The organism is Photobacterium sp. CCB-ST2H9, assembly GCF_023151555.2.
GTDB lineage: Bacteria > Pseudomonadota > Gammaproteobacteria > Enterobacterales > Vibrionaceae > Photobacterium.
The window spans coordinates 791,844-810,306 of the sequence record NZ_CP100425.1 but is presented as its reverse complement, the minus strand read 5'-3'; the positions used below and the strand labels follow the sequence as shown (position 1 = coordinate 810,306).

The window sequence follows — 18,463 nt, the reverse complement described above, 5'->3', positions numbered from 1 at the left end:
TCTTACGCAATCATCCGTGAAACTCAGAACCAACGCTCCAGCGACGTCTTATCCAGTTGCTTGAAAGCCCGGTTCAGCACCATCGCCAGTTCCAGATATCGCGGACGCTCCTTCAGCGGCTGCATCGCATACCCTTCACTCAGAATTTTTCCGTGAATTTCCCTGTACCAGCTCGCCAGAGACGGCGGCAGATCCGTCCGGCTGCGTTTCCCCAGCCACAACAGTCCCTGTAACGGCATACTCAGCGCAAATAAGGCAACGGCCATCGCCAGCGGCAAACCTGAAGTATTGTGAAACGCCATCTGACTGAGGACACTCATCACCGCGACTGCAGGCATCACCCGCACCGCAAACCGGGTCGCTCTGATATAGCGCTGTTCGGGAAATAACAGGGCCAGCTCTTTGCGCATGGGCCATACCGACATGTAATGCTGGCCATATTGGACCTGCTTCCAGATTTTTGTCTGATTCATATCGCACCAGCCTCAACAAATTTTAGAAATTTTAAAAATAGACAACAATCAATCTAACTCGAATTAATTTTTAAAAATTTTTTTGTTATATCGCGCAACAAGGGCTATCCTATGCACGCCTTTGGTAATTGTTGGCCGATAACCCCGTTATCGCAACATTAAGGATAACTGACTCCTCAGGTTCACATCACTTCTACGGACAGAAGCGACACTTACCTGGTCTAGCCGCCTCAGAAAACCCGGCGACTATTCTATGGGTAACGCTTATTCAATTGAATATCAACTTTCAGACAGATTATATAGGTAGTCACTCACATGTCTAAGCTGGTTCTAGTACTTAACTGCGGTAGTTCTTCACTGAAATTTGCAGTCGTTGACGCAGTATCAGGTGATGAGCATCTGACAGGTCTTGCAGAATGTTTGCACCTCCCGGAAGCTCGTATCAAGTGGAAACTTGATGGCGCCAAACATGAAGCTCAACTGGGCAATGGTGCCGCTCACGAAGAAGCACTGGCTTTCATGGTAGAAACTATTCTGGCTTCTAAACCTGAACTGGCTGAAAACCTGAAAGCAATCGGTCACCGTGTGGTTCATGGTGGTGAGCAGTTTACTCAGTCTGCCCTGATTGACGACGCTGTACTGAAAGGTATTGAGTCTTGTGCAACGCTGGCGCCACTGCACAACCCTGCACACATCATTGGTATCAAAGCAGCTCAGAAAGCGTTCCCAAGCCTGAAAAACGTCGCAGTATTCGATACAGCATTCCACCAGACCATGCCGGAAGAAGCTTACCTGTACGCACTGCCGTACAAACTGTACAAAGAGCACGGCATCCGTCGTTACGGCATGCACGGTACGTCTCACCTGTTCATCACCCGTGAAACAGCAAGCCGCATGGGCAAGCCAGAGAGCGAACTGAACATCATCAACTGCCACCTGGGTAACGGCGCATCTGTCTGTGCAATCAAAAATGGTAAGTCTGTTGATACCTCTATGGGTCTGACGCCGCTGGAAGGTCTGGTGATGGGTACCCGTTGTGGTGACATCGACCCTGCAATCATCTTCCACCTGCACGATACGCTGGGCTACACCGTCGATCAGATCAACACCATGCTGACTAAAGAGTCTGGCCTGGCTGGTCTGACTGAAGTGACTTCTGACTGCCGTTTCGTTGAAGACAACTACGGCCAGAAAGAAGAAGCGACCCGTGCAATGGACGTCTTCTGCCACCGTCTGGCGAAGTACGTTGCCAGCTACACGGCGACTCTGGATGGCCAGCTGGATGCCATCACGTTCACCGGTGGTATCGGTGAGAACTCAGCACCAATCCGTGAAATGGTGCTGAACCGCCTGAAGATCTTCGGTATCGAAGTTGACAGCGAGAAGAACCTGAAAGCACGTTTCGGCGGCGAAGGTGTCATTACCACCGAAAACAGCCGCGTCCCAGCTATGGTGATTTCAACCAATGAAGAGCTGGTGATTGCTGAAGATACAGCGCGTCTGGCTGAAATCTAAGACATCAAATGGCCGACTCAGTCGGCCATTTTCTATCCAGAAAGATGATAAGGCAGAGGGTTGCCTATAATCCATCTGCCAACATTTTCTACCGTTTGCCATCAGTTTGAGGAATTGACTGTGTCACGTACCATTATGCTAATTCCGGTTGGTGCCGGAGTCGGCCTGACCAGCGTCAGCCTGGGTGTGCTACGCGCTATGGAGCGCAAAGGCGTCCGTGTTTCCTTTTTCAAACCTATCGCCCAGCCACGTCACGGCGGCGATCAGCCTGACCTGACCACCACCATTATCCGTGCGAACAGCGACATGCAAATCGCCGAGCCAGTTTCTATGGCACAGGCCGATGAGCTGATCCGCAGCGACCAGAGCGATGTGCTGCTGGAAGACATCGTTGCACGCTTTAAAGAAGCGACTGCAGGTGCCGAAGTTGCCCTGATCGAAGGTCTGGTCCCGACCCGCAAGCACCCGTTTGCGAATCAGATTAACTTCGAAATCGCCAAAACCCTGGACGCGGAAATCGTGTTCGTGGTTGCACCGGGTACAGACAACCCGGCTCAGCTGAAAGAGCGCATTGAAATTGCCTGCTCGAACTTCGGCGGCATCAAAAACAAACACATCGCCGGCGTCATCGTGAACAAGCTGAACGCACCGGTTGATGCGGAAGGCCGTACACGTCCTGACCTGTCTGAAATCTTCGACGGTTCTGACGCTGTTATGCCGACTCACGTTGAAGTGATGCAGGTTTTCAACTCCAGCCCGATCCGTGTGCTGGGTTGTGCGCCATTCAACGCTGAACTGATCGCGACCCGTGCAACTGACATCGCGCATCACCTGAATGCTGAAATCATCAACGCAGGTGAAATCGAGAGCCGCCGCATCAAGAGCATTACCTTCTGTGCCCGTTCCATTCCGAACATGGTTCAGCACTTCCGTCCCGGCTCACTGCTGGTGACTTCTGCTGACCGTCCGGATGTTGTGGTTGCCGCCTGTCTGGCTGCCATGAACGGTGTGGAAATCGGTGCCCTGCTGCTGACCGGTGGTTACGAGCTGCCAGAAGCCGTGAAGACCCTGTGTAAGCGCGCATTTGAAACCGGCCTGCCGGTGATGACGGCCCAGGGGAATACCTGGCAGACTTCCCTGAACCTGCAAAGTTTCAGCCTGGAAGTACCGGCAGACGATAAAGAGCGTGTGGAAATGGTCAACGAGTACATGGCCAGCCATATCGACGGTCAGTGGATCGAATCCCTGTCTGAAGGCTCTGCCCGTGAGCGTCGCCTGAGCCCGCCGGCTTTCCGTTACCAGCTGACTGAACTGGCCCGTAAAGCCGCCAAGCGCATCGTGCTGCCTGAAGGTGATGAGCCGCGTACTGTGAAAGCAGCAGCGATTTGTGCGGAGCGCGGTATTGCTGACTGTGTTCTGCTGGGTAACCCGGCTGAAATCAAGCGTGTTGCAGAACAGCAAGGCGTGGTTCTGGGTGCCGGTGTGGAAATCATCGATCCTGAAACCGTACGCGAGCAGTATGTTGAGCGTCTGGTTGAGCTGCGTAAGAACAAAGGCATGACCGAAGTGGTCGCCCGCGAGCAGCTGGAAGACACTGTCGTTCTGGGTACCATGATGCTGGAGCGTGACGAAGTACACGGTCTGGTTTCCGGTGCAGTTCACACCACAGCCAACACCATCCGTCCGCCGCTGCAGCTGATCAAAACTGCGCCAAACGCGTCGCTGGTTTCTTCCGTGTTCTTCATGCTGCTGCCGGATCAGGTTCTGGTTTACGGTGACTGTGCGATCAACCCGGATCCGAACGCCGAGCAACTGGCTGAAATCGCGATTCAGTCTGCTGATTCTGCCAAAGCTTTCGGCATCGAACCACGCGTGGCGATGATCTCTTACTCTACCGGTAACTCCGGTCAGGGTGCAGACGTCGATAAAGTCCGCGAAGCAACCCGCCTCGCTCAGGAAAAACGTCCTGATCTGGTCATCGACGGTCCGCTGCAGTACGACGCAGCAATCATGGAGAACGTTGCAAAATCCAAGGCACCGAACTCTCCGGTTGCAGGTAAAGCAACGGTATTCGTGTTCCCTGACCTGAACACCGGTAACACCACGTACAAAGCGGTACAGCGTTCTGCGGATCTGGTTTCGATCGGTCCAATGCTGCAAGGCATGCGTAAGCCAGTAAACGACCTGTCCCGTGGCGCTCTGGTTGACGATATCGTCTACACCATCGCGCTGACAGCGATTCAGGCGAAACAGGCTGAAGAGCAAGGTGCTTAAACCGCTGTCCTGACACGACATCCAGATACCCCGGCCTGCCGGGGTATTTTTTTATCCGGCGATTCCCTGCCCCTTTGCCTCAGACGGCAAAATCCGTATGCTGTACGTTCTTGATCAATAAGGATTCCGGCATCATCCATGGACGGGTTGAATACTCTCGGACTTTTCATCGGCTCTTTGCTGGCCAATACCCTGGCATCGCTGTCCGGCGGTGGCGCCGGGCTGATTCAGTTTCCATTACTCATCTTTCTCGGGCTGCCCTTTTCCGTGGCTTTAGCCACACACAAGATTGCCAGTGTCGCACTGGGACTGGGCGCCGCAATCAAATACATTCGAGCCGGTAAACTGAACTGGTCCATGACCCTCTATGTGATTATTGCCGGAACCCTGGGCGTGATCATAGGCGCCAATGCCATCCTGTTCGTTCCGGGCCGAATGGCCGAAGCCGCACTGGGGTTGCTGATCCTCGGTCTGGGGCTGTATTCTCTTTATCAGCCCAGTCTGGGGCAGGCGGAGAATCCGCGCCGCCGTGATAACAAAGGGCTGATTCTGGGGAGCCTGGGACTGGCTTCTATCGGCATCGTCAACGGCTCTCTGACTGCCGGCAGCGGTCTGTTTGTGACCCTCTTTCTGATCCGCTGGTTCGGCTATGACTACAGACAGGCAGTCGCACTCACTCTAATCAGCGTCGGCCTGTTCTGGAACGGAACCGGTGCTGTCGCGATGTATGCAGCTGGCGCAGAAATTTACTGGCCGTGGCTACCGGTTCTGATCGCCGGTTCGTTACTGGGTGGTTATCTGGGCGCGCACCTTGCAGGACGCCAGAGCAACCAGCTGATTAAACGCTGTTTCGAAGCCCTGACCTTCCTGATTGGGGCAAAACTTCTTTTCGGCCTGTGAGGACACTTTATGTCAGACCCTATCACCAATCCTGAAAAAAAAGCCGTGATTGATATCTATTACTGCCGCCAGTGCAACTGGATGCTCCGGGCAAGCTGGATGTGTCAGGAACTGCTGCATACCTTCAGTGAAGATCTGGAAGCCGTGAGTCTGCACCCGGATACCGGAGGACGGTTTGAGATCTTTTGTAACAACATTCGGATCTGGGAGCGGAAAACCGATGGCGGATTTCCGGATGCCAAACAATTGAAGCAGCGGATCCGGGATGTTTTAGATCCGGCACGCGATCTGGGTCATGTGGACCGTTAAACCGGCTGCCCTAAATTGCAAAAGCGCGATCCACTTCAATCCAGCCGCAGATGAAAAGCGGAGATTACGCCCGGGGTTGATTATAATTTATACAAAACAAGGATAAATCAACACCTATAACAGGGGAAAGGCGATGAAGATACTGGTCACCGGCGGCACCGGATTTATCGGCAGGGCACTGCTTCCACATCTGAACCATGATCAGGTTACCGTTCTCAGCCGTCATCCCAATCGTGCATATCAGCGCTTAGGCCACCACATCAAGGTCATCACCAGTCTGGATGAACTGGACACGCTGGACGAATTTGATGTCGTCATCAATCTGGCAGGCGAACCAATTGCCGATAAACGCTGGACGGAGAAACAAAAAGAAGAAATCTGCCACAGCCGCTGGCAACTCACCCGCCAGCTGGCGGGTAAAATTCTGGCTGGCAGCACGCCACCGCATACTTTTATCAGCGGCTCTGCCGTGGGTTATTACGGTAACCAGCAACACAAGGCGTTCGATGAGTCCCTCGAAGTTCAGCGGGATGATTTCGCCCATACCGTCTGCCGGACCTGGGAAGAAGCAGCACTGAGTGCTCAGACTGAACAAACCCGGGTCTGTCTGCTGCGTACCGGGATTGTGCTGGGCAAAGGCGGCGGCGCCCTGGCGAAACTGGTCCCGGTTTACAAGATGGGTCTGGGAGGCCCTATCGGCAGCGGAGAGCAGTATTTCCCCTGGATCCATCTGCAGGACATGGTCAAAGGCATTATGTTTCTGATGCGCCATGAAACCGCTCAGGGGCCATTTAATCTCACCGCGCCGAATCCGGTCACCAATAAAGAATTCAGCCAGACACTGGCCAGAGTGCTGCACCGGCCTCATCTCATGAGTACACCGGAATGGCTGCTCCGCATCGGCATGGGTGAATCCGCGCAAATGCTGCTCGACAGTCAGCGGGCACTGCCCGCCAAACTGGAAGCGCATGGTTTCCACTTTTGCTACCCGGATCTGGAGCGGGCACTGAAAAGTGCGCTGGCCGAACCGGAAAGCCGGGTGACCCGCGTGGAGTAACCCGGTCTCAGAATCTCCGGCAGCCTACACTGAGCAATCACCGTACTGTCTGTCGGACGAATCTAACGGCCTAAGGGACGCAGCAACTGCTTCATCATGCTGCTGATGATCAGCAGTATCAGCAGAACGGACAGCAGCGGCAAAACCAGCCACAAGCCCGGGTGCCAGGTCACGGGCAACTCAAAGCCCCATTTGATCAGGGCTGCAACCAGGGCTTCCGCCCCAAAGACTGCAATCACCCCAGCCAGTACGGCCATCAGACCATATTCGCTCCAGATCGTTGCCCGGATCCGTTGCCTGCTGGCCCCCAGCGTCCGGTAAAGCTTAATTTCCTGCTGCCGCTGCGACAGACTGAGACGCAGCAAGGTCAGCACCAGCAGCAGCCCGCTGCACACCCCCAGCAAAGCCAGCACAGACAAGGACAGAGAGACCTGCTGTAAAATCGCCTGGATCCGGGTTGCCATAGTTCTCAGATCCAGCAAGGTGACGGTCGGATAATCCCGGCCCAGCTGATTGACAATCTCACTCTGATCCGCTGCCACCCTGAAGCTGACCAGCCAGGTAGCTGGCAAATCAGCCATCACATCCGGGGTGAAAATGAAGAAAAAGTTGGGCCGCATATTCCGCCATTCCACCTCCCGCAAACTGGTTACTGTCGCAGTGAAAGACTGACTGTTCACACTGAACCCCAGCTGATCGCCCAGCTGAATGCCCAGCCGTTCGGCAACCCCGGTTTCAACCGACACGCCGCCCGGCGCAAGACTCCATTTTCCTTCCATCAGTGTATTGTGCACCGGCATCGTTTCCCGCCAGGTAAAATTCAGTTCCCGGCGCAAAGACTCATCCCCTTCCTGACGATCATCCTGCTGCGCATCCGGCGTTGTGGTTTCCGCTCTCGGATTAACGCCATTAATCGTCACCAGACGGCCGCGCACAATGGGGTAACTGTCTGAGCGCATCAGCCCATAACCGTCCAGCACATCCAGATACGCCTGTTGCTCGGTCGGACTGATATTGAGGGCAAAAACGTTGGGTGCATCTGCCGGCAGGGTCTGCTGCCAGTCTGCCAGTAAGTCGGTTCGCAGAAGCCAGATCACGGCCAGCAGCATCAGCGAACTGGTCAGTGCCGCCAGCTGTGCTCCGGTCACCAGCGGACTGCGACCGATACGGCTTAACGCCAGGGTCATTGCGGCTCCCCAGCGACGCCGGCGGAGCCCGGCAACCAACAGCAAGCCCAGCCCGGCTAAAACGCCCAGCAATCCGACCAAGCCCGCCAGCGTCAGCCACATCATTGGGTTATCCCCGACCCAGAGCAACAGGGCAATCAGCGGGATCAGTATCAGCAGGTACCGGTTTTTTGAGGCCGTTGTCTTCAGTCCCCGCTGCATGACCGCCAGTGCCGGTGCATCCAGCAGGCGCCACAGCGCAATCCCCATCCCAGGAATCGCGACCAGAACCGCCACCAGCAAACTGACCAGCCAGGGCATCACTCCCATTTCCGGTAAAGGTTTAGGCAAGACATCACTCAACGGCAAGCGTAACAACCATTCCAGTATCCAGCCCAGACTCAGTCCGGCCACCGCCGCAATGGCAAACAGTAATCCGAGCTGCCGGGCCAGCCAGCGCCCCAGAAAGCCTTTACGGGCGCCCAGACTTTTCATCATCGCGACCGTTTCTGTGCGGCTGGCCGTGTAATGCATGCAGGTCAGCACAAGTGTGGCCGTCGCCATCAGAATCACCAGAATCAGGGTCAGCGACAGATACTGCTGTACCCGCTCGATCATCTCACCGGTACGCCCCTGTGTGGTTTCACTTATCCACCGCTGATCCGGACTCAGCACCACATCGGCCTGCAACTGCTTCAGCAAAGAGTCATCACCATTGAAATACGCCCGGTAACGTACCCGGCTGCCAGGCTGAATAGCTTCCGTGGCAGCCAGATCCGACTCATGCATCAGCACCGCAGGCATCTGGCTGAAGGGGTTAAACGACAGCTCCGGCTCTGAAACCACTGCCCCTGCGACAGTCAGTTCGGCATTCCCTATCGCCACCTGATCACCGATTTTCACATCCAGAAGTGAAAACAAACGCTCCGACAGCCACAACTCGCCCGGTTCGACCCGCTGCCGGGTCTGCTCAAGTCCCTGCAGCACCAATTCTCCCCGCAGCGGAAAATCACTGGCGACAGACTTCACGCTCACCAGCTGCATGGCATGATCGCTGAAAGCCATGGTGCCAAAACGGGTCTGCTGCGTCACTGTCAGGCCTAACTGCCGGGCTTCCTGCAATACGGGTTCCGCAATCGGGTTGGCAGAGCGCAGCACCAGATCCGCCGCAATCATGCTGCGGCCCTGATTGATCATGATTTTTTCGACCCGCACCACCAAAGATGCCAGTGCGAACACACAGGCAATGATCAGCGTCAGCGCCACAGCCACCGGCCAGAGCTGACCCTGCCATAATTCGCGCCAGCTCCACCGGAGCAACAGAGACGGATCGGATTGTCGGCTCGGGATCTGACTTTCACTCATCTCTGTCATGCCGCCTCCACACGCCCGCCATGAATACGTACCACGCGATCACAGCGTTCCGCCAACTGAGGATCATGGGTGACCAGCACCAGTGTGGTGCCGTGATCCCGGTTGAGGGCGAAGAGTAAATCGATCACCGTGGCTGCCGTGTGCTGATCCAGATTGCCCGTCGGTTCATCCGCAAACAACACCTGAGGCGCGGTCATAAAAGCCCGGGCGAGTGCGACACGCTGCTGTTCACCGCCGGAGAGCTGTGAAGGCAAATGCGCTTCCCGGCCCTGCAGACCGACCTGATGCAGCAGGGCTGCGGCGCGTGCCGTATCGCCGGTCTCCCCCTTGATGATGGCAGGCAGGGTCACGTTCTCCAGCGCCGTCAGCGACGGAATCAGCAGGAAACTCTGAAACACAAAGCCCACCGCCTGACTGCGCAAGGCGGCCCTGGATTCATCATCCATCGCTGACAAAGTCTGCCCGAGCAGTTCAATGTCGCCGCTGCTGGGAACATCCAGCCCGGCCAGCAACGTCATCAGCGTGGATTTGCCCGCGCCGGAAACCCCAACCAAAGCAATACTTTCGCCCCGCTCGACCTCAAGCGAAACATCCTGCAGAATGGTGAGTGTTGTGGTGGCCGTCGTCACCTGTTTGGATACTGATTGCGCTTTTATCACGGATGTAGACATGATGCGGATCCTTGCACTGTTAATACTTATTTTGACACCAATCAGCAGCGTTGCCGCCACATTGATGGTACTCGGTGACAGCCTGAGCGCCGGCTATCAGATGCGAGCTGATCAAAGCTGGCCACGGCTGATGGAACCGATGCTGAATGACAACGGCCTGAAAATTGAGGTGGTCAATGCCAGCATTTCCGGTGATACCACAGGTAATGGTCTGGCCCGTTTACCCAAACTGCTGAAACAGCATGCACCAGATTACGTCATCATCGAGCTCGGTGCCAACGACGGGCTTCGCGGTTTTCCGCCTGCGGCGATCGAGAAGAACCTCAGAGCTATGATTGCTCTGATTAAAGATAGCGGCGGCGAGCCATTGCTGATGCAAATCCGTATCCCGCCCAACTACGGCAAGCGCTATACCAGCCAGTTTGAAGCAATCTACGTCAGACTCAGCAAAGACTACAGCCTGCCGCTGCTGCCCTTTTTCCTGGAGCAGGTCATCCTGCGTGACCACTGGATGATGGACGATGGCCTCCATCCCAAAGCCGCCGCGCAGCCCTGGATCGCCCAGTACATGACAAATGCCATCACACCTTTTTTGTAACCAGGTTTTACAACGCCCAATTTCCAATGACCTCATTCCCCAATGAAAAGGACTCACATGACCACAGCCATTCTCATCACAGGCTGCAGCAGCGGTATCGGATACCACTGCGCCAAATCGCTCCATCAGGCTGGCTATCTGGTGGTTGCCAGTTGCCGGCAACTGGCGGATGTAGAACGTCTGCGCGCCGAAGGATTGCATTGCGTTCAGCTCGACCTTGCTGACACAGCTTCCATCGAACAGGGTCTGTCGGACGCACTGGTAATCACCGACGGGCGACTGGATGTGCTGTTCAATAACGGCGCTTACGGCCAGCCGGGTGCTCTTGAGGATTTGCCCACAGATGCGCTGCGCGAACAGTTCGAAACCAACCTGTTCGGCTGGCATTCTCTGACCCGGGCCGTCATTCCCGTGATGCTCAGACAAGGGGGCGGAAAGATTGTCCAGAACAGCTCTGTTCTGGGGCTGGTCGCCATGAAATACCGCGGGGCCTACAATGCCAGTAAATTTGCATTAGAAGGCTATACCGACACCCTGCGGCTTGAGCTGGCCAATACGCCGGTTCAGGTCAGCCTGATTGAGCCCGGTCCGATTGAAAGTCAGTTCCGGGCCAACGCAAAACGCCAGTTTGAAGCCCACATCGACATGGCCGATTCCCGCCACAGCCAGAATTATCAGAATACGCTGGACCGGCTTGGCAAGCCGTCCCCGTCCAACAAGTTCACCCTGACGCCGGAAGCCGTCCTGAAACCGCTGCAGAAGATCATCGACAGTCACACGCCTGCTGCACGCTACTATGTTACCCAGCCGACCTATATTTTCGGCTTTTTACGCCGGATTCTGCCGGTGCGCTGGCTGGATGGCATCTTAATCAAAAGCGATTAATAACCATGCAGAGTGGTGGAAGTTTGATCCTGATCCGAACGTGAAAAATCTCACACCGGAATGCCTGTTTTTTCATCAGATGTCATGAATGTGTCATCTGAGCCATCTAGGCTTCAGGGTAAGTTGGTCCTTACCTGTTGTGAAAGGTAATCCAGCGATCCCCCTAAACAAACAGTGCTACATTTTCGGAGGAATCGGCATGACATTACGCCAGATAAACGCGCTCTGTCTCTGTGTCGCAATTGCTCTGCTTCTGAGCTTTCAACTCTAACGGAGAGCCTGGCTCTCCGTTTTTTTCCTCTGAACCCGTCGAACACCGCTTTATTCACCCTTTTCCCTTGATTTTCCTGCCAATCAGCCCAACATCTTCATCATCACTTATTCAACGATCACGGAAAGCCCGGTATGAACGACAAATTAGCGATTGAACTGAACGAATCCAATCTGCATCAGGTGATTGAGCAGTCCATGCAACAGCTGGTGGTGATCAGTTTCTGGGCACCGTCGATGCCTGAAACGGCAGAAGTCAATGCCGTCCTGGAACGCCTGGCAGCCCAGCTTCCGGGACAGTTTGTGCTGGCGACGCTGAACTGTGAAACGCAGCAAATGGTCGCGGCACAGTTTGGTGTCCGCAGTCTGCCAACCGTTGCCCTGTTCAGCAATGGTCAGCCGGTCGACGGCGCCGCCGGCCCGCAAACGGAAGAGAGCCTGCGCCAGATGCTGAGCAAGCACCTTCCGAGCGAAGATGAAATGAAGCTGGATCAGGCCATTCAGCTGGTCAGCCAGCAAGCCTATAACGAAGCGCTGCCATTGTTACGTGAACTGATGGCCAGCCTGCCGGGCAACAGCCTGGTGTTACTGGCTGCTGCGGAATGTCTGCTGGAAACATCTCAGTTTGATGACGCTGAAACCCTGCTGGGCCAGATCCCGATGCAGGATCAGGACAGCGATTACAAACGTTTGGTTGCCAAACTGGAGCTGCACCGTCAGGCCAGTGATTCACCTGAAATTCGTCAGCTGGAAGAAAAACTGGCCGCGGAACCGGACAATGGTCAGCTGGCGTACGAACTGGCAATCCAGTACAGCCAGGCAAACCGCCAGCAGGAAGCTCTGGAGATCCTGATGGGCCTACTGCGCAAAGATCTGAACTTTGCCGACGGGAACGCCAAGAAAACCATGATGGATATTCTGGCGGCTCTGGGTCAGGGGAATGCACTGGCCAGCCAGTACCGTCGTCAGCTTTACTCACTGCTGTACTGATACAAGTCCACCGCAGGCAAACCAACCGGCCTGCGGTGAATACAACCTATTGCTGGCTGAAACTAGGCCGACAGAGCTCAGTCTTTCTGAACTTAAGCTTCGGACTCACCTTCGGTCAGCGCATCGATGATCGGACAGCACGGTTGGTTGTTCCCCGGACACTGACTGATCAGACTCTGCAGACTCTGCTTCATCGCCAGAAGCTCCTGGATCTGATGATCAATTTCAGCCAGTTTATGCTCGGCTTTTGCTTTTACATCGGCACTTTTCCGTTCCGGATCGCGTGACAGCGACAACAACTCCCGGCTTTCCTCCAGACTGAACCCCACCAGCCGCGAGCGCTTAATCATCAGCAGTTCGTTTACCTGTTTCTGGCTATAGCGGCGGTAGCCGTTCTCACCACGCAAAGGTTCACTGATCATCCCCTTACTCTCATAAAAGCGTATGGTTTTATTGGTTAATCCCGTCTGTTTGGCCACTTCGCTGATGTTCATCTGATCCTCCTGAAAAACTAACTTGACCTTCCATCAACTGGAAGCTTTATGATTAGCATATACCACATCAATGGCGTTGAGGAAGCCCATGACGATTTCAACAAGCATACCGGCCCGTATGGATGTGACGCTGCCGCTTGGCAAAGTCCGCTGTATGAATTGTGCCGGAAAAATCACCCAGGCATTACAGGTACTGGATGGCGTGGAAACAGTAGCGGTTGACACGCAAAACGCCCGTCTTTCAGGTCAGCTGGATCTGGCAAAGATTATTGAGACCATTGAGACACTGGGATACGAGGCCGGCTATCAGCACGACTTACCTTTGGCAGGCCTGTCCTGCGGAAAATGTGTTGCCAAGCTGAAGTCAGTGTTCGCCGCAGATCCCCGGATTGCCCAGTTTGAGGTCAGTAAAACCCGTGCTGTGGTTCTGGGCGCCTTAGACCAGGATGCATTAACTGCACTGATCCAGTCTGCCGGATATCAGGTCCCTCTATCAGAGCATCCAGATGATCAGGAGACATCGGGACAGCAAGCCCGTTCCGATGCAGCCGCTCACCTTCAGAACGCTGAAACGGCACCAGAAGCACCAGCCACCACGGCAACAGTAAGCGACAGCCCGAACGAAGCCGACGCAGACAGTCACTACTTTCTGATTTCCGGCATGACCTGTGCCAGCTGTGTGTCTTCCGTCGAAAAAGCTATCCGGCAAGTTGATGCGGTCTCCGCGGTCAGTGTCAATCTGGCCGAACGCACCGCGCTGGTTCAGGGAGAGATCGATCCTGAATCCGTGATCCGGGCTGTTTCAAATGCCGGCTATGGTGCTGAATTGAGTGAAGATGAACGCACCCGGCGCGAACGACAGCAGGCACAGAACTCAGCGGTTTACCGTCAGCACCTGATCAATGCCGGACTGGCACTGGCACTCGGGGTACCGCTGATGGCCTGGGGTGTATTTGGCGGCAGTATGATGATCGATTCGGTCACCAGCCAGTGGAGCTGGGGCATCATCGGCCTGCTGACACTGGCCTTGCTGGTGTACTGCGGCGGACATTACTACCGGGATGCCTGGAAAGCCTTCCTTCACCACAGAGCCAGCATGGATACACTGGTGGCACTGGGTACAGGGGCGGCCTGGTTTTACTCCATGTTTGTGGTCCTGACCCCGGAATGGTTCCCGGCGCAGGCCCGCCACGTCTACTTTGAAGCTTCGGCCATGATTCTGGGTCTGATCACGCTGGGACATGCACTGGAAACCAAAGCCAGAGGACGCACCTCAAAGGCGCTGGAAAAACTGATCGACCTGCAACCGCAAACCGCCATTCTGGTCGATGATCAGGGCGAACGCGAAGTGCCGCTGGCCGAGATCAAACCCGGCATGAAACTCAGGCTGCGTCCGGGCGCGAAAGTGCCGGTTGATGGTGTGATTGAAACCGGTGAAAGCTATCTGGATGAGTCGATGCTGACCGGTGAACCGGTACCAGCCCACAAAAAGCCGGGCGATGAACTGCATGCCGGTACGATCAATCAAAGCGGCAGCCTGTTGTTTATTGCCCGGCAGGTCGGCAATCAGACTCTGCTGGCACGAATCATCGGTCTGGTACGTCAGGCACAAAGCAGTAAGCCGGAACTGGCCCGGATGGCCGATACCATCTCAGCTATCTTTGTCCCCACGGTCATGATCATTGCGATTGTCACCGCAACCATCTGGTATTACGTCGGTCCGGATCCCGTCTCGATTTATATGCTGGTTACGGCGACCACCGTTCTGATCATTGCCTGTCCCTGTGCCCTCGGGCTGGCAACCCCGATGTCGGTCACCGTCGGACTTGGCCGGGCTGCAGAACACGGCATCCTGATCCGCCATGCTGATGCCATGCAGCTGGCTGCCGGGATTGATACCGTCGTGCTGGATAAAACCGGAACCCTGACAGAAGGTAAACCTGTCCTGACACACAGCCACTACTACGGGGAATACACTGAAGAGCAGGTACTGACACTGGCAGCCAGTCTGGAACAAGGTGCCGAGCACCCGCTAGCGAAGGCCATTGTCGCCGCGGCGAAAGCACAATCGCTGCCGCTGAAAACTCTCAGTCAGTTTCATGCGCAGCCGGGCTATGGCGTCAGCGGTCAGGTCGAAACGCACAACATCCTGCTGGGTAACCGTGCCCTGATGGTAAAAGAAGGGATTGATACAGCCTGCCAGGAAGCCGATGCGCTCACGCTGTCCGATGACGGTGCAACCGCAATCTTCATTGCGATTGACGGACAACCGGCCGCGGTTTTCGGCATCAGTGATCCCCTGCGTGCAGACTCAGGCGAAGCGGTGGCAAGGCTTCAGGCAAAAGGCATTGAGGTCATCATGCTGACGGGGGATACCGAACGGACGGCCAAGGCCATCGCCCGTCAGGCTGGCATCACGAAAGTGATTGCCGGTGTACTGCCGGATGGCAAATCGGAAGAAGTGCGTCAGCTGCAGCAATCGGGCAAACACGTCGCCATGGTGGGTGACGGAATTAATGATGCGCCAGCGCTGGCTCAGGCGGAAATCGGAATCGCCATGGGCAGCGGCAGTGATGTCGCTATTGAAAGCGCCCAGCTGACGCTGGTGCGCCACTCGCTGCACGGCGTCGCAGATGCGCTGGAACTGTCTTCCGCCACACTGCGCAACATGAAGCAAAACCTGTTCGGGGCTTTTGTCTACAACACCCTGGGAATTCCGCTGGCCGCCGGTATTCTGTTTCCGTTTACCGGCAGTCTGCTCAGCCCGGTGATTGCCGGGGCTGCGATGGCACTGTCGTCCATCACGGTCGTCAGTAATGCCAACCGCCTGAGACTGTTCCGTCCGGGCAGCGCGCAATATCAGACAACCACACTCACGGACAACAAAGGAGGCCTGGAATGATGGCATTACTGGCAGCCCTGGCCATTGGCTTCATCATCTGGTGGTTCTGGCTTCATCCGAACCGGTAGTTCTTCAGCGGCTGGACTGTCTGTCCGGCCGCTTTTCTGATGCGTGAAACTTGCCTGTCCCCCATGTATTCCATAGGCTGTTTACAACCGCCAACCACTGGAATGATCATGTTTAAATCTCTGCTTACCAAAGCAAGTATCGTTCTGACCTTCTTCAGTACCAGTGCCTCAGCTGAGCCTCAGGTCTGGCTTGCCAAAGATCACCAGCGTCAGTTTGTGCTGATGGGATCCATTCATGTCGGCAATGATGCACTTTATCCGTTACCAGATGTCTTTACCCGGTACTGGCCTGAAGCGAACGGCCTGATTCTGGAAGCCGATATCCAGAAAAAGTTTGAGATGCCGCCCTTTGACGCAAGCACCGCAACACGTCATTTGCTGCCCCCGAAGGATATCCGTACCCTCAAAGCACTGGCCGACCAATACCGATTATCCTCCTACTCGCTCCTTGAAAATCCGCCCTGGATGACAGCCATGCAACTGCAATTGGCCCAGTCTCTGGCCTATGGCCTTTCTCCGGAGAAAGGCATCGATCAGGTGGTATTTGCCCGGGCCCAAAAAGAGCACCTTCCCGTTTACGAACTGGAGGGCATTGAAGCACAGTTCCGGCTGCTGAGGAGTCTCCCGGATCATGGCCTGAACCTGCTGCAAACAACGCTGAATGAATGGCTTTTACTGGAAGATGAACTGCGTTGCCTGCTCGAAGCCTGGCAACAGGGGAATGGTACCGTGCTGACGGAACTGAGCGCTCAGATCGCCCTCTCTGATGACACCGAACAACACCTGCTGACGCGCAGAAATCAGGACTGGGCCAGGCAACTTGCCCATGCGCCGCAATACCAGAAGGGGACCTTTCTGGTCGTTGTCGGTGCTTATCATATGATGGGGAACGATGGCCTGCCTGCGTTACTGATGCAACAAGGCTTCACGGTCCGGCAACTCAATCACGGCCGGCCGGCACAATGTGAACCCGCGCCTCTGCGTCAGGCAAACAATCAACCAAAAACATCAGAGACAAAAAAGCCCGCTCAATGAGCGGGCTTTCGAAGGTGGTCGGTGAAGAGGGATTCGAACCCCCGACCCTCTGGTCCCAAACCAGATGCGCTACCAAACTGCGCTATTCACCGATAATTTTGTTCTGTTGAAAGTATAACTCTTGCAGTCAGAGTTACTCAAACTCTCAATTTTTGTAGCCTGCTTTTCAAAAGCAAACTTTTAAAATAGTGGTCGGTGAAGAGGGATTCGAACCCCCGACCCTCTGGTCCCAAACCAGATGCGCTACCAAACTGCGCTATTCACCGATTGTTTATTTTTCGCCTTGAGACTGCTCCAGAGGGTTTCTCTGGTCCGCTATTCCCAAGAGCCGGAGATGCGCGACCAAACTGCGCTATTCACCGACAATTTGCTGAAAGGCCAGACAAATCACATTGCCTTTCGAGGTGGCCTATAATACTGGCAAATTTGCCAAACGCAAGGGGGGAGGAAGTAAATTTTCCTTTCTTTTTACTGCTTGATGAGTAAATCATCACTTTGAGCAGGGTTTATTGCCCAAACCACAAAAAATACACCTGACTGACGGAACCTTGTCCGAGCTTGATCCAGATCATCTGCCTTGCAACCCCCTTAAACTAAGATTGCAACAAGTTTCCATACAGCAGAGGACATCACATGGAATTTTGGCTTGATTTACTCTTCGGTAACCCGGTCGGTTTGTCGTCAATGATTGTGATTTTCGGTGCGTTGGGGCTGATGATCTTTTATGGCGGCTATTTCGTTTACAAAGTCATGAAAGCTGATTCACAACAGTAATATTTTCCGTTATCTCCAATCTTTCTTGAATCCTGCGGACACTGACAGGCCCCAGGATTCTTTTTTTTCCCCGCCAGCCACGTATAATTCTCATAAAGTCCGCAGTAAAAACAGCTCACCATGTCAGATCAAAATGAACTGGATCTGTTCCGTGAAATGATGGCTGATGTCGCCCCATTGGAACAAGACACCGTACTTACAGAGAAAAAACACCAGATTACCGAGTCTCAGCTCGCCCGTCAGGTTGCGGCCCAAAGCCTGTCCGACAGTGACCCTGAATACCTGTCACTGGATTATGCCCGGATGGTCAAACCCGACGACATGCTGGATTTCAAGCGCGATGGTGTACAGGATGGTGTGATTCGCAAATTACGTCTGGGTAAATATGACATTCAGGCCCGCCTCGACTTGCACCGGAAATCCCTGAAAGAAGCCAGAGACGAAGTCCTGAGTTTCCTGAAGCAATGCCAGCGGATGGATATCCGGACCGTGCTGATTGTGCATGGCAAAGGGGAGCGCTCTGCCCCACCGGCACTGATGAAAAGTTTCGTTGCTTCCTGGTTAATTCAGATCAGTGACGTGATGGGTTATCACTCCGCACTGCGTCAGCACGGCGGCAACGGAGCGCTGTACGTCATGCTGAAGAAAAGTCCGGAGCGTAAACTGGAAAACCGGGAACGGCATCAGAAACGGATGAGTTAGGCTGGC

Annotated in this window: 16 protein-coding genes and 2 tRNA genes; 12 read left to right on the top strand and 6 right to left on the bottom strand. The window is 54.8% G+C overall.

Features of this window, described 5'->3' with window-relative positions:
- Positions 1-23 precede the first annotated feature (23 nt).
- Positions 24-473 carry a terminus macrodomain insulation protein YfbV gene (gene yfbV / locus L4174_RS03905; RefSeq protein WP_248143488.1) on the bottom strand — a complete coding sequence of 150 codons (450 nt, stop codon included), beginning with the start codon at positions 471-473 and terminating at the stop codon, positions 24-26.
- A gap of 315 nt (positions 474-788) precedes the next feature.
- Between yfbV and L4174_RS03900 the strand changes: the two genes are divergently transcribed.
- From L4174_RS03900 to L4174_RS03880, 5 genes are all read left to right on the top strand, one after another.
- Complete coding sequence (locus L4174_RS03900) at positions 789-1,988, top strand: acetate kinase (protein ID WP_248143486.1); 1,200 nt, start codon at positions 789-791, stop codon at positions 1,986-1,988.
- 120 nt (positions 1,989-2,108) lie between these two features.
- Positions 2,109-4,262 carry a phosphate acetyltransferase gene (pta, locus tag L4174_RS03895; RefSeq protein ID WP_248143484.1) on the top strand — a complete coding sequence of 718 codons (2,154 nt, stop codon included), beginning with the start codon at positions 2,109-2,111 and terminating at the stop codon, positions 4,260-4,262.
- Positions 4,263-4,400: 138 nt separating this feature from the next.
- The gene (locus L4174_RS03890) at positions 4,401-5,162 is read left to right on the top strand and encodes a sulfite exporter TauE/SafE family protein (protein ID WP_248143483.1); all 762 of its coding nucleotides are present in this window, start codon (positions 4,401-4,403) and stop codon (positions 5,160-5,162) included.
- 9 nt (positions 5,163-5,171) lie between these two features.
- Positions 5,172-5,471: a SelT/SelW/SelH family protein gene (locus L4174_RS03885; protein WP_248143481.1), complete on the top strand. Its 300-nt coding sequence runs from the start codon at positions 5,172-5,174 to the stop codon at positions 5,469-5,471.
- 133 nt (positions 5,472-5,604) lie between these two features.
- Entirely contained in the window at positions 5,605-6,528 is a 924-nt protein-coding gene (locus tag L4174_RS03880; protein WP_248143479.1) for a TIGR01777 family oxidoreductase, read from the top strand.
- Positions 6,529-6,590: 62 nt separating this feature from the next.
- Here L4174_RS03880 and L4174_RS03875 read toward each other — a convergent pair whose 3' ends face one another.
- Both L4174_RS03875 and L4174_RS03870 read right to left on the bottom strand, forming a co-directional pair.
- The gene (locus L4174_RS03875) at positions 6,591-9,068 is read right to left on the bottom strand and encodes an ABC transporter permease (protein ID WP_248143477.1); all 2,478 of its coding nucleotides are present in this window, start codon (positions 9,066-9,068) and stop codon (positions 6,591-6,593) included.
- Positions 9,065-9,739: an ABC transporter ATP-binding protein gene (locus tag L4174_RS03870; RefSeq protein WP_248143476.1), complete on the bottom strand. Its 675-nt coding sequence runs from the start codon at positions 9,737-9,739 to the stop codon at positions 9,065-9,067. The genes L4174_RS03875 and L4174_RS03870 overlap by 4 nt, the downstream gene beginning before the upstream one ends.
- Here L4174_RS03870 and tesA point away from each other — a divergent pair.
- The 3 genes from tesA (at position 9,738) to L4174_RS03855 (ending at position 12,482) form a co-directional block, all read left to right on the top strand.
- Positions 9,738-10,337, top strand: coding sequence for a multifunctional acyl-CoA thioesterase I/protease I/lysophospholipase L1 (tesA, locus tag L4174_RS03865; RefSeq protein ID WP_248143475.1), 600 nt, complete (start codon positions 9,738-9,740; stop codon positions 10,335-10,337). The genes L4174_RS03870 and tesA overlap by 2 nt on opposite strands.
- A 57-nt stretch (positions 10,338-10,394) precedes the next feature.
- Positions 10,395-11,222, top strand: a complete 828-nt coding sequence (locus tag L4174_RS03860) for an SDR family oxidoreductase (RefSeq protein WP_248143473.1) — start codon at positions 10,395-10,397, stop codon at positions 11,220-11,222.
- A gap of 405 nt (positions 11,223-11,627) precedes the next feature.
- A complete protein-coding gene (locus tag L4174_RS03855) occupies positions 11,628-12,482 on the top strand; it encodes a co-chaperone YbbN (protein WP_248143471.1) in 855 nt (284 codons plus the stop codon).
- Positions 12,483-12,574: 92 nt separating this feature from the next.
- Here L4174_RS03855 and cueR read toward each other — a convergent pair whose 3' ends face one another.
- Positions 12,575-12,976: a Cu(I)-responsive transcriptional regulator gene (cueR, locus tag L4174_RS03850; RefSeq protein ID WP_248143469.1), complete on the bottom strand. Its 402-nt coding sequence runs from the start codon at positions 12,974-12,976 to the stop codon at positions 12,575-12,577.
- 88 nt (positions 12,977-13,064) lie between these two features.
- Here cueR and L4174_RS03845 point away from each other — a divergent pair, with 88 nt between their 5' ends.
- Together L4174_RS03845 and L4174_RS03840 are read left to right on the top strand one after the other, a co-directional pair.
- Positions 13,065-15,878 (top strand): cation transporter, encoded by a 2,814-nt coding sequence (locus L4174_RS03845; RefSeq protein ID WP_248143467.1) that lies wholly within the window; start codon positions 13,065-13,067, stop codon positions 15,876-15,878.
- Between the two features lie 176 nt (positions 15,879-16,054).
- The gene (locus tag L4174_RS03840; protein WP_248143465.1) at positions 16,055-16,981 is read left to right on the top strand and encodes a TraB/GumN family protein; all 927 of its coding nucleotides are present in this window, start codon (positions 16,055-16,057) and stop codon (positions 16,979-16,981) included.
- A gap of 15 nt (positions 16,982-16,996) precedes the next feature.
- On the opposite strand, the gene L4174_RS03835 is transcribed toward L4174_RS03840, so the two are convergent.
- Both L4174_RS03835 and L4174_RS03830 read right to left on the bottom strand, forming a co-directional pair.
- Positions 16,997-17,073, bottom strand: a tRNA-Pro gene (locus L4174_RS03835).
- A 97-nt stretch (positions 17,074-17,170) separates the two neighbouring features.
- A tRNA-Pro gene (locus tag L4174_RS03830) sits at positions 17,171-17,247 on the bottom strand.
- Positions 17,248-17,614: 367 nt separating this feature from the next.
- Here L4174_RS03830 and L4174_RS03825 point away from each other — a divergent pair.
- Both L4174_RS03825 and smrA read left to right on the top strand, forming a co-directional pair.
- Complete coding sequence (locus L4174_RS03825; protein ID WP_036754542.1) at positions 17,615-17,755, top strand: DUF3149 domain-containing protein; 141 nt, start codon at positions 17,615-17,617, stop codon at positions 17,753-17,755.
- A gap of 120 nt (positions 17,756-17,875) precedes the next feature.
- Positions 17,876-18,457, top strand: coding sequence for a DNA endonuclease SmrA (gene smrA / locus L4174_RS03820; protein ID WP_248143464.1), 582 nt, complete (start codon positions 17,876-17,878; stop codon positions 18,455-18,457).
- Positions 18,458-18,463: the final 6 nt, after the last annotated feature.